Origin of the sequence: Rhodocytophaga aerolata (genome assembly GCF_030503435.1) — a bacterium.
In the GTDB taxonomy this organism is placed as follows: domain Bacteria; phylum Bacteroidota; class Bacteroidia; order Cytophagales; family 172606-1; genus Rhodocytophaga; species Rhodocytophaga aerolata.
Window position 1 is genome coordinate 41,992 of sequence record NZ_JAUKPO010000025.1, and the last position, 12,368, is coordinate 54,359.

The 12,368-nt window shown below is 40.7% G+C and carries 9 protein-coding genes; 7 read left to right on the forward strand and 2 right to left on the reverse strand.

Annotation, left to right across the window (positions count from 1 at the left end; translation table 11 throughout):
• Positions 1-16: 16 nt before the first annotated feature.
• A complete protein-coding gene (locus tag Q0590_RS27575) occupies positions 17-2,806 on the reverse strand; it encodes a glycosyl hydrolase (protein WP_302040873.1) in 2,790 nt (929 codons plus the stop codon).
• Positions 2,807-2,963: 157 nt separating this feature from the next.
• On the opposite strand from Q0590_RS27575, the gene Q0590_RS27580 reads away from it, so the two are divergent.
• Positions 2,964-4,169, forward strand: a complete 1,206-nt coding sequence (locus tag Q0590_RS27580; protein WP_302040874.1) for a helix-turn-helix domain-containing protein — start codon at positions 2,964-2,966, stop codon at positions 4,167-4,169.
• A gap of 1 nt (position 4,170) precedes the next feature.
• On the opposite strand, the gene ade is transcribed toward Q0590_RS27580, so the two are convergent.
• The gene (ade, locus tag Q0590_RS27585; protein ID WP_302040875.1) at positions 4,171-5,802 is read right to left on the reverse strand and encodes an adenine deaminase; all 1,632 of its coding nucleotides are present in this window, start codon (positions 5,800-5,802) and stop codon (positions 4,171-4,173) included.
• A gap of 703 nt (positions 5,803-6,505) precedes the next feature.
• On the opposite strand from ade, the gene cmk reads away from it, so the two are divergent.
• From cmk to Q0590_RS27615, 6 genes are all read left to right on the forward strand, one after another.
• On the forward strand, positions 6,506-7,207 hold the full coding sequence (gene cmk / locus Q0590_RS27590) for a (d)CMP kinase (RefSeq protein ID WP_302040876.1): 702 nt from the start codon (positions 6,506-6,508) through the stop codon (positions 7,205-7,207).
• Positions 7,208-7,303: 96 nt separating this feature from the next.
• Positions 7,304-8,185, forward strand: coding sequence for a 4-hydroxy-3-methylbut-2-enyl diphosphate reductase (locus Q0590_RS27595; protein ID WP_302040877.1), 882 nt, complete (start codon positions 7,304-7,306; stop codon positions 8,183-8,185).
• Positions 8,186-8,349: 164 nt separating this feature from the next.
• On the forward strand, positions 8,350-9,714 hold the full coding sequence (locus Q0590_RS27600; RefSeq protein WP_302040878.1) for a Na(+)-translocating NADH-quinone reductase subunit A: 1,365 nt from the start codon (positions 8,350-8,352) through the stop codon (positions 9,712-9,714).
• A gap of 15 nt (positions 9,715-9,729) precedes the next feature.
• Positions 9,730-10,947, forward strand: a complete 1,218-nt coding sequence (locus tag Q0590_RS27605; RefSeq protein WP_302040879.1) for an NADH:ubiquinone reductase (Na(+)-transporting) subunit B — start codon at positions 9,730-9,732, stop codon at positions 10,945-10,947.
• Positions 10,934-11,671 carry an NADH:ubiquinone reductase (Na(+)-transporting) subunit C gene (gene nqrC / locus Q0590_RS27610; protein WP_302040880.1) on the forward strand — a complete coding sequence of 246 codons (738 nt, stop codon included), beginning with the start codon at positions 10,934-10,936 and terminating at the stop codon, positions 11,669-11,671. Before Q0590_RS27605 ends, nqrC begins: the two co-directional genes overlap by 14 nt.
• Before the next feature lie 2 nt (positions 11,672-11,673).
• The gene (locus Q0590_RS27615; RefSeq protein ID WP_302040881.1) at positions 11,674-12,351 is read left to right on the forward strand and encodes an NADH:ubiquinone reductase (Na(+)-transporting) subunit D; all 678 of its coding nucleotides are present in this window, start codon (positions 11,674-11,676) and stop codon (positions 12,349-12,351) included.
• Positions 12,352-12,368 lie beyond the last annotated feature (17 nt).

Here is a 12,368-nt window from a genome sequence, read left to right on the forward strand (position 1 = left end):
ATAGTTCGATGAATAGTTATTGCAGCGGAATCAGTTTTACCGGACCTAACAAGCCTGATTCTACCGGTTGCCATTTTGCTGCATCAAAAGGTTCGTAGCGGATATTGACAAAGTTTATTTCATGAAATTTCTTCCATTCAACTTGCTGCTGATCCAGGTACCGGATGCGATTAGCTGATAAATTAGTAACGGCAATTTCCAGCGTGTTTTTTTGTGGCAGTATACCTGGTTTAACATATAACTGGAAAGGCAATGACCACACATTGCCCAAATTAACCCCATTTAAAGTTACCTTTGCCATTTCCCGTACGTCACCTAGATCAAGCAGAAAGCCATTCGTTCTGTCTGCCTGAGCTGGAAGAGAAAAATTTAAAGTATACATGCCGGTACCACTGAAATACTGGGTGGCCGAATCTCCCAACTCTGTCCAGGAAGTTAGGTTGTCTGTGGTAACCGGAGCAGGTAGTTTAGGTTCGCCTTTTTTGAATTGCAGGCTCCATTTACCAGATAATACCATAGGTTCTGCTGCCAGCTTCGGCCGATGATACACCCAAGGATTGCCCTTTTGCTCAGTAGTAAAGGTAGTCAGTATACAAGATTGCCCTGGAGACAAGGCCAGATATAGTTTAATTGTATGATCATCTACCTTTTTAAAATCAATTATTCCTTTTTCTTGTGTCAGCGGATTGTACATTTCCACACTTTCTGCGCCCGTATGTAGCTGTATCGTATCGGCCTTAAAGCTATTTTGCAGATTGGCGATAAAATATACCTTCCCTCCCAAATGATTTTTCCGGATAAAACTTAGTTGATGATCCGCTAAACTTTCCCGCTGAGTGGCCAGTTGGGGTAGTGCCTTTTCCGGTGACTGGGCTATACTAACTCTCCCCTTACCAGCGGCTGACGATTGATTTTGAAAAGCAGATAACCTACTTTTCAACTTTTGCAGTTCCTGTTCTTTGGATACATATTGATGAAAACCGGGTACGGTTCGGGGAAAATTCTCCATAAATACCACCTTTGCTCCTTTTTCTACCAGCCTCAAAATAGCCTGCATGGTTTCCAGCGGCATATTGGTACAAGCCGGAATAACCAGCGTCTGATAAGGAATAGCAGCTTTTGTCAGCAACTGGCCTTGCGTATTGGTTTGTAATTGTTGCAGTTGCCGGTCGGAGATATAATCGAACTGGTAGCCGTTGTCTAACAATTGCTGTCCTGTTTTGCCTACACTGGCATTCAGCAGCCATTCATTGGATGCATAATGCACATCTAGCAACTGTACCATTGTTTTACCTTTAGGCTTGTTCCATAAATCGTAAATCGGAAAATAAAGCAGTACATTGTTATCTGGCTTGGCTTGTTGCATAACAGATTGTATGCGGCTGATATAGCCAGTTATTTCGGGCATGTATTCCCAGAAATGAGAGCTGGGAGCATAATTGGTAGAGGCATAAAAAAGCCATCCCGGCCAAGGTGCTTCCAGAGGAGAATAGGTAATTCCATGAAAGAAAATATGATTCACCCCGGCAGTAAATTGTTCATCCAACAGCGGTTTAATTTGTGAAGGAGCCACTTTAAAATGGTCGCCCAGCCAAGTAGATGTTTCGGCACTAACCAGCGGCTTTCCAGTTATATGGGCCGCCGAAGAAGCAAATTTCATGGTAAGCCGGTTGGGTTTTCCGTAGCGTTTTTCATCAAAATCCTTATCAAGCCGGTAAAGCGGAATAGCAAACTGTTTGCTACCAAACGATTCCGTTTCCGGAATATCTACCGCTGCATAATAATCCAGAATGTTTCCCGGAGAACCATGCGCCTGGTTACGGGTGATGAGCCCACGTTCTTTACACCAGGCGGCCCAGGGTATAGTAAAATTATCGAGCAACAAATCGGAAATAGTTTCCTGATAATCGTTTAGTACTCTTCTTTCCTCATCAGAAAAAACTGTATCATTCAATAGGTGTATATACCTATTGAATTCATATCCGCGCCGTTGTTTGAATTCCTGTAGAAAATCATCAGTCCAGTTGGCTCCGTATACTTCATAAGAATCATTATAAAATGACCTTACCTTGTATTTATCCGTTTTGAATTTGCCAAAAGCTTGTTCGAAAGGTGCAGTGTAGCTTTGGAGAGCCGTTTTACTAAAGTAATCTAGCACATATCCTTCGCCACCGGGAGCTGCTCTTTTTACTTTTTGTCCGGTAGGTACAGAATACAGGGCATATAATTTCCTGTTTTCTGGGCCAGGTTTCAGGTAAATAGTCCCTTTTGCATCGATAGTCTTTGTTACCTCTTGTAGAAATTCTTCTTTGGCTGTATACAGAGAAAGAATTTGCAAAGAGGCATCTTTATTAGTGGAATCAGTCTGTACCGCCTGAGTAAAAGCTTTTCCGGCAGGAATTGCATATTCTTTCACCATAAATTTTTTAGCCATGGTTTCTTTGTTTACCACAGGCCCACCGAACGGCCAACCAGTGCCCATTGAAATGTCAATACCCATGTTTAATTTCTTGGCTTCCTCTATAGTATACTGCAATATATCCATCCATGGCGGACTCAAATAGGGTATATAGTGTGCTTCATATCCTTTCACCCCATAAATGGGAATAATGTGCAAACCGCCTAATCCTGCTTTTGCATAGGCTTCCAGGTTCTGTTTTATTCCCTCTTTTGTAACTGCATTGCCCATCCACCACCAATAGGCCCAGGGTTTGCCTTCTCTGACTGGGGTACCTATCTGAGCTATACTGGTTGAAATGTGCCCGGTCAGCCATAAGAAAAAGCATAGTTGAAAAAGTCTGCGCATAGAACAAGATTATTTCTATAAAAATATATAAATTACTTAGCGAAGCATACGCTAGCTAGGGTTGATTTTGCAAGGATAGTGGTAAAATTATCCGGCAGCCGATAATATATGCCCTATTCTTTACAGGTAAGCCATCAAACCTTCAAATTTTTAACCCATGACAGTCATTACAGGAGCAGAAGTATGGAATATGATTATTCTGCTGGGCATTCTACAAGGCTATATTTTGTGTGCTTTGTTATACTTCAGTAAAAAGGGCAACAAAACATCTAACCGGTTATTGGCTACCCTTATTCTGCTGATGACCTTGGCCTGCACAAACTTGTACATGACAGAAGCCTGGTATGCTAAATCTCGAGTTGTACGAATTATAGAACAGGTATTTCCATTTGTAATGGCTATGCCTATGGGTCCGCTTATTTACTTCTACATACAATCGTTAATCACACCAGACTTCACGCTAACTAAGGAACAAAAATGGCATTTCTCTCCTGTTATACTTGACTGGGTGTCTACTATTGCGGTCTGGATATTTCTGGCAGGCTTGCTAATGGGCTTCGTACAGCAAGAAGATGGCCCAAGATGGGGCCATTTTGTTGACTCCTATAATACATACTCAGACATTCCCCGCTGGCTTTCTATCACCTTGTATCTGGTGTTGGCAAAAAGATACCTCAGGCAGACAATTACACGCAACTCAGATGAAGCTATTCAAATTAGTGCTGTTCAACGTAAATGGATACATTTATTTTTAAACAGTTTTCTAGTATTTCAAGGCATCTGGTTTATTTTCCTGATACCCTATATTATCCCATCTACCCGTGGCCCTTTATTGGATACAATGAGTTATTATCCGATATATATTCCACTAGCTATACTTATTTACGGGTTAGGACTTAAGGGGTACCTGTATGTACATGCCATAGCTGTACCATCAATCAACAAAGACTCTGCTTCTCCAAACGGGCCTCATAAACTACCGGTATCTACATTATCGTTTTCAGATGCAGAGGTAGCAACATATATTTCTATGCTAAAAAAATCCATGGAAGTGGACAAACTTTACCTGGAACCTTCGCTGAATGTAAATGCTGTATCGGCGCACACTGGCATGGCTCAGAAAACGGTTTCTTTTATTCTCAATAATCACTTAAATAAAAGTTTTAATGAATTCGTAAATGAATATAGAGTTGAAGAAGTAAAAAAACGGCTGCTGGAGAAAGGAAACGAACACTTGACTATTTCCGGTATTGCCTTGGAGTGCGGTTTTAACTCCCAGGCTACTTTTCAACGGGTGTTTAAAAACAGCACTGGTATTACACCTAAAGAATATGTTTCTCTACAACCTCAAAAACTGGCATAAGCTAAGCCCATACAGGCGTAAAAACAAATTTATCTCCATCAAACAACCCTTTGTCGCTGAGCTTCAAAGAAGGAATTACCAGCAATGCCATAAAAGATAAGGTCATAAAAGGAGATTGCAGCGTGCTTCCCATAGCCTTAGCTAATTTATCCAGTTGTTCGTATTGCCTGGCTACTGCATATCCGTCTTCTCCGGTCATAAGGCCGGCGATGGGCAAAGGTAGCACCTCATGTATATCCCCATCTACTACCGCAATACCTCCTTTTACTTCTATCAGTGCATTTACGGCTCTGGCAATAGATTCATTGTCCACACCTACAGCAATAATATTATGAGAATCATGGGCTACAGAAGAGGCAATAGCCCCTTTTTTCAATCCAAAATTTTTGATAAAGGCTACGACTGGTGGCGCATCTGTATACCGGTTGACGACTGCTAATTTTAAAATATCACTGTTCGTATCTGACTCTACATAGCCGTTTACTATTGTTGGCGGGAAAAACAATGCGTTGGTAATTAACTGCCCATCCAAAGCTTCCATCACCCGGAGTTGTCCACCTTTGGTTGGAACAGCAAATGCTTCAGGTGCTTTTTTAGAAGCAGTAAAGTGATTGACAATTTTACTTGGCAACGATGGAACATACGAATCTCCCTTTTCTGCTACCATTTCTCCATCTATATAGGTTTGTAAGATAGCAAAATCAGTGAGGTTGTTTACCAGGATAAAATCAGCCGGATCGCCTGCCTGCAATAAACCTACTTCCAGTCCATAATGCTTTACCGGATTCACACAAGCGGCTTGTAACACCTTAAAAACATCTATCCCTCTGGCCACAGCCCTTTTTACAAGCTCATTGATATGTCCGGCTACCAGGCTATCCGGGTGCTTATCATCTGAGCAAAACATCATCTGCTCCCCATGTTCGTGCATCAGTTCTATTAATGCCTCAAAGTTTTTAGCCGCACTTCCCTCCCGTATCAATATTTTCATTCCTGCATTCAGTTTATCCAATGCTTCTTCTGCCGTAAAACATTCATGATCTGTACTGATGCCAGCCGCTATATAATTCCGGGCTAGTTCTCCTTTCAGGCCAGGAGCATGGCCATCTACAGGTTTGTTATATTGTTGAGCCAGGGCAATTTTAGCCATCACATCCGGGTCCTGGTACAATACGCCTGGCCAGTTCATCATTTCTGCCAGGTATTTTATATTTTTCTGCTTAAATAATACTTCAATATCAGCTGCAGTAATGGTGGCTCCTGCGGTTTCAAAGGTAGTGGCCGGTACACAGGATGGGGCACCAAAATAAAATTTAAAAGGCACCTGGTTGCCATTATCAATCATGTATTGTACACCTTCAACACCCAGCACATTGCCAATTTCATGTGGGTCGGAAATCGTGCCTACCGTTCCATGCACTACGGCAAAGCGGGCAAATTGACTAGGCGTCAGCATTGAACTTTCAATGTGTACATGCGCATCTATAAAACCTGGCAAAATATAAGGTCCATGTTCCTGGGTACTTTCCTCTATTCTTTCAATGATGCCTTTGTGGACATAGATAACTCCAGAATATATTCTCCTAGCTACTACATCTACTACCTGGCCTTTTATTTCAAAAGTATTTTTCATACAGGCATTGTTTAATTAACCTATTAATTGTTGATCGTAAAAAATTATAGCCCTTCACCTACGCATGAGACGGCAGGCTTTTTCAACTTTTTTCATACACCAGACGGATAGCCTACAAATTGGCGGGCAATAATACCATCAAAGTAAATACTTTGCATCCTATACACTTCTAGTTCAATATATTAAATAAGTGTTAAGCAGGTGTACAATAATTTTAAATAAGTGATGAAAAAGCTATTAGTTCTCTTGTGTTTGATTTCGTTTTTATCATCCTGCGTTAGATATACGCCTATGCAGCAGTCGTGGCAGCCGAAATCTTACAAAAAAATGCCTGGTTCTACTCCAAGAGCCTATAAAAAGTAACATTTTCTTTCTGCCATATTTTTATTTAAGGCAAGTATACCTACGCCGGGTGTGCTTGCCTTCTTACGTTTTAGGTATTTTCCAGACATTGCTGCATATATGATATAATTTTCTATAAATCAGTATATTATATAAAATAATAGGCAATTGTAAAAATATCTTAGAATGTATACGCAGAGTAAAGCAAGCATACTATATTTGCAACTGTTTTAATTAACCGGGCATTACCTGATCAGGAAGAATATATTTATCTTATTGAATTTTTCTTTACAAGTTCAACCTTTTATATAGATAAAACGATACATTGTTTGCAGATGCTTGTGAAGTAAAACCAACTGTAATGAAGAAAATAATCATAGCTATTGATGGATACTCAGCCTGTGGTAAAAGCACTACAGCTAAAATGGTAGCCAGCCGCTTGGGTTATATATACATAGATTCCGGAGCCATGTACCGGGCCGTAACATTGTATTTTTGCGATAACCATATCTCTTCTACTAATCCATACCAGGTTTCTCAGGCACTGGCCAATATACATATTCAGTTCGTTCACAATCCTAAAACCGAGAAAAACGAAACTTATCTCAATGGTTTAAATGTTGAAGAAGAGATACGGAAAATGTACATTTCTCAGAAGGTAAGTGAAGTAAGCGCTGTTCCGGAAGTAAGAAAAGCAATGGTGTATCTGCAGCAGCAAATGGGTAAAAAGCGCGGATTGGTGATGGATGGCCGGGACATTGGTACCTGTGTTTTTCCAGATGCTGAACTTAAGATTTTTATGACAGCCGATATTATGGTTCGCGCACAACGCAGGCAAGAAGAGTTACTGGAGAAGAATGAACTGGTAGATATAGAAGAGATCATTAAAAACTTACAGATGCGCGACCATCTGGATACGACCAGAAAACAAAATCCGTTGCGTATGGCTGACGATGCGTATTTATTAGATAATACAGCTATTACTATTGACGAGCAAATAGAATTTGTTATTAACCTGGCTAACAGCCGCATGATTCAATCATACAACGGGACTCACAAATAATGATTTTTCGATACCGGTGGCAGATAGTAAGACACCTTGCAGTTAATCAACACATAGCTCTTACTGGCTGCTGATCTTTAAATTTCTATATTCCTAATGAAAGTAACCATAGATAAGAATTCAGGATATTGTTTTGGAGTAGAGTATGCCATTCAAATGGCAGAAGAGGAAATGGAACACACCGACACCTTGTATTGCCTGGGAGATATTGTACATAACAGCATGGAGGTAAAAAGGCTGCATGAAAAAGGGCTGCGAATAATTACAAGGGAACAGTTACAGGAATTAAAAGATTGCAAAGTATTGATTCGTGCACATGGCGAACCTCCGGAGACTTACCAACTAGCCCTTAAAAATAATATTGAATTAATAGATGCTTCTTGCCCGGTAGTTCTTAAACTACAGAACCGTGTAAAACATGCGTACGATAAAATGGCAGAAGTAAAGGGACAGGTTGTAATTTACGGCCAGAAAGGGCATGCCGAAGTAATTGGCCTGACCGGGCAAACAAGAGATGAAGCTATTGTGGTATCTTCAGAAGAAGACCTGGAAAACATAGATTATGGCCGCCCGGTTACCTTATTTAGCCAGACCACTAAAAGCACCAAAGGATTTTATAAAATGAAGGATCTGATTGAGTCCAGAATTCAGCAAGAATCCTTACCGGAAAAGGGCGCTTTTTTTGATGCAAATGATAGTATTTGCCGCCAAGTATCTAACCGTGAGCCACAGTTGCAGAAATTCTCTCATGAACATCAGATCATTATTTTTGTCAGCGGGAAAAAAAGCTCTAATGGAAAAGCACTTTTTGAAGTTTGCCGCCAGGAAAACCCAAGAAGCTACTTTATAGAAAATGAACTTGAAATAGACTCGGCATGGTTTAAGGCCGGAGATTCGGTAGGTATTTGTGGAGCTACCTCTACGCCTATGTGGTTAATGGAGAATGTAGCCCGCCACATACGAGACCTGACTGTATAGCGTAAAAATCAAGTATTTTATAGATTTCTTCTTTACTGTCTCATCCATTATTATTATCCTATATATTTCTGTAAATGAATGTCTCTTTGGTTTTATTTATAGAAAAATGTACTAATTTTGCATGGTTTTATAAAAAACGTTAAGAAGATATAGTATATACACATATGTCAAAAGTTGTCAAGCTGAACAGGGGTTTGGATATAAAGTTGGCAGGGAAAGCAGAAAAAAAAATAACGGATGCGCGGCAGCCGGAAACCTTTGCTCTGAAACCCTCCGATTTTATGGGCTTGCAAAGAGCCAAAAACTTGGTAAATGAAGGAGAAAAGGTAAAAGCTGGTACTCCACTATTTTACGACAAGAAACACGAAAAAGTTAAATTTGTATCTCCTGTAAGCGGGGAAGTAGTAGAGGTAAAGAGAGGCGAGAAACGCAGGATTCTACAAATTACCATTCTGGCCGATCAGCAGATAGAATATGCATCGTTTCCCAGGTATTCTGCCTCCCAGATTGATGGCTTATCCCGGGATACTATCCTAGATGCCTTATGCGAAAGCGGCACCTTTGTCAATTTTATTCAGCGTCCGTATGCTATTCTGGCAAATCCGGCAGACACTCCCAAAAATATATTCATTTCCGGTTTCGACTCCAGCCCACTGGCTCCCGCTTATGAATTTATCTTTCAAGGGCAAGAGCAATACTTCATGGCAGGATTACAGGCCCTGACAAAATTAACACCCGGAAAAGTACACTTAGGTATAAAAGGTGATGCAGAGGTACCACCGGTTTTTGCCCAAGTAAAAGGTATTGAAGTAAACAAATTCTCTGGTCCGCATCCGGCAGGCAATGTTGGCATTCAGATTCACCATATCAGTCCTATTAATAAAGGCGATACCGTATGGACAATTAATCCGTACGGGGTTATTCAGATAGGTAAATTATTTCTGGAAGGCCGCTACGATGCCTCCAAGATTATAGCCGTAGCCGGTTCAGAAGTAAAAAATCCTAGCTATTACCGGACATATATTGGTGCCAATATTAAGCGCTTTGTCGAGAACAATGTCAAGAGTAATAATGTTAGGTATATATCAGGTAACATCCTTTCAGGTGAGAAGATAGCCGCCGATGACTACCTGGGTTTTTACCACAATATGCTTACTGTTATTCCCGAAGGTAATTACTCTGAATTCCTTGGCTGGATCACGCCAGATCCTAAGAAATATAGCTTTCATAAAGCATTCGGCTTGCTGTCTTTCCTTAGCCCCAACAAAGAATATGTACTGGACACAAATCTTCATGGAGAAGAACGCCCCTTTGTACAAACTGGAGCCATGGAAAAAGTATTACCAATGGATATATATCCGGTAGTATTACTTAAAGCCATACTTGCCAACGATTACGATGCTATGGAAGCCTTGGGTATTTATGAAGTAGCTGAAGAGGACTTTGCGCTGTGTGAATTTATTGATGTGTCTAAGAATGACGTACAGGCCATGATCCGGGAAGGATTAGATATGATAAGAAATAGTTAAGTTTAATTAGTATACATGAAAGCGTTACGCAGTTTATTGGATAAACAAAAACCTCACTTCGCTGAAGGAGGCAAGTATGGGAAGTTTCATTACCTATTTGAGGCAGCTGAAACTTTTATGTTTGTACCTGATCATACAACTCCTGCCAAAGGGGTGCAGGTACGCGATGCGATTGACCTGAAAAGGTATATGATGACCGTAGTAATTGCCATTTTACCAACGCTTTTCTTTGGGATGTGGAATGTAGGGCATCAGCATTACATAGCTACCGGTGAGCAAGCCGATTTTCTAACCAAATTTTTGTTAGGCGCAAAGTTAGTTTTACCAGTAGTTATTGTAGCTTACACAGCCGGTGGTATTGTAGAGGTAATTTTCTCATTGTGGCGAAAACACCCCATCAATGAGGGCTTCCTGGTAACAGGTATCCTTATCCCCCTGATTCTGCCTGTTACTATCCCGTTGTGGCAAGTAGCTCTGGGAACGGTGTTTGCCGTACTTATTGCGAAAGAAGTATTTGGCGGCACCGGTATGAACATCCTAAACATTGCCATGACCGCCCGTGCATTCTTGTACTTTGCCTATCCAACTGAACTTTCCGGGAATGTATGGACTTACTTACCTGTAGGTAGTAAAACAGTAGACGGGTACTCCGGGGCTACCGCCTTATCTGTATTAAACGAAGCCTCGGTTGCTGCCGTAGATGTACAAAATGGAGCCGTAGCTGCCTTAAGCGATTCCTGGTATCCTGACTTATTCTCTTTCGGGAATATGTTCTTTGGAGCCATTCCTGGTTGTATTGGCGAAACTTCTACACTAATGTGTTTAATTGGTGCAGCCATTCTGATAATCACAGGTACAGGCAACTGGAAAATTATTTTCAGTGTGTTCGCTGGCGCTTGGGCCATGGGATTATTATTAAATCTTTTTGCTGCCAATGGTTTAGGAAACGCTTTTTTAGGAGTTCCGGCACACTATCACTTGGTTATGGGTGGCCTAGCTTTCGGCGCTGTATATATGGCTACGGATCCGGTATCGGCTTCACAAACCGAAACTGGTAAATGGTTTTACGGAGCCCTTATTGGTATTTTTACAGTCCTGATCAGAGTGTTTAATCCGGCGTATCCGGAAGGAATTATGCTGGCAGTACTGCTAATGAACGTATTTGCCCCGCTTATTGATTATTTTGTAGTAGATGCTAACAAGAAAAGGAGATTAAAACGTGCGACAGTCTAACGGATATATTATAATGTACGCCACCATACTCACGGTAGTATGTGGTGTATTGCTTGCCGTAGCTTCAGAAGGCCTGAAGCCTTTACAACAAGCCAATATTGAACTTGAGCAAAAGGAAAGTATTCTCTCATCAGTATTTACCTTAGAAAAAGGTGATGATGTAGCGGCTATTTATGAGCAACGTGTAAAATCGTATGTAGTAGATGCCAAAGGCAATGTAGTAGACGGAAAAAAGGTAGAAGAGGTAGATGTAGTTGAGGAATATAAAAAACCTGTAGAGCAGCGTTTGCTTCCAGTATATGAAATTGTATCTGAAAACGACCCCAACGTAATCGATTCCTATGTATTACCCTTGAGGGGCTATGGCTTATGGAATAATATATGGGGTTTTATTGCCTTGGATAAAGATTTAAATACAGTAAAAGGAGTACGATTTGAACATGCTGGAGAAACACCTGGCCTAGGTGCCCGTATAGCTACGGAGGAAGTACAACAACGCTATGTAGGCAAAAAAATAGCAGATGGTTCTCAAATTGTAGCTGTGCAAATGATGAAAGGCGAAGGAAATGACTATTCAGATAGCCCGCATAAAGTAGATGGTATGTCCGGCGCTACTATTACTGCTAAAGGACTAAATAATATGCTGACAGAATATTTGAAAGCGTATGAAAGTTTCTTTAAATCTAAATCTTCTAACAAACAAGCGGTCAACTTAAATAAATAATTATGGCAGAAGTTGCAGAAAAAAAATCAACAGCCACAGCTGTTGTAAAAGAAAAATCAGAACCTTTGTTCTCAAAAAAGAACCGGAGACTACTATCTGACCCATTGGACACTAACAATCCTGTAACAGTACAGGTATTAGGTATTTGTTCAGCCTTGGCTGTAACAGTAACTATGCAAACTTCGCTAGTAATGGCTTTAGGTCTTACCTTTGTTACGGCTTTTTCTAACTTGTTCATTTCCATGCTTAGGAATACCATTCCTTCTCGTATCCGTATTATTGTTCAGCTAGCAATAGTAGCACTATGGGTAATTCTGGTAGACCAGTTTTTAAGAGCTTATATGTACGATGTTGCCAAAGGTTTATCCGTATATGTAGGGTTGATTATTACTAATTGTATTGTAATGGGACGCCTGGAAGCATATGCGATGGCTAATAAACCCTGGCCGTCTTTTCTGGATGGATTAGGCAACGGATTAGGGTATGGTGTAATCTTACTTCTGGTAGGTTTTTTCCGGGAGTTGTTTGGTTCAGGTTCTATATTTGGGTACAAAGTATTTGCTGCTACTGGTTTGCCTTTTCAGGGTAATGGGTTGATGTTATTACCTGCAGGTGCTTGTATTATTGTAGGACTGATTATATGGGTACAACGGGCTCGAAACGGGTACTCCGAAGAGTAAGTAATTTTTAAATATTA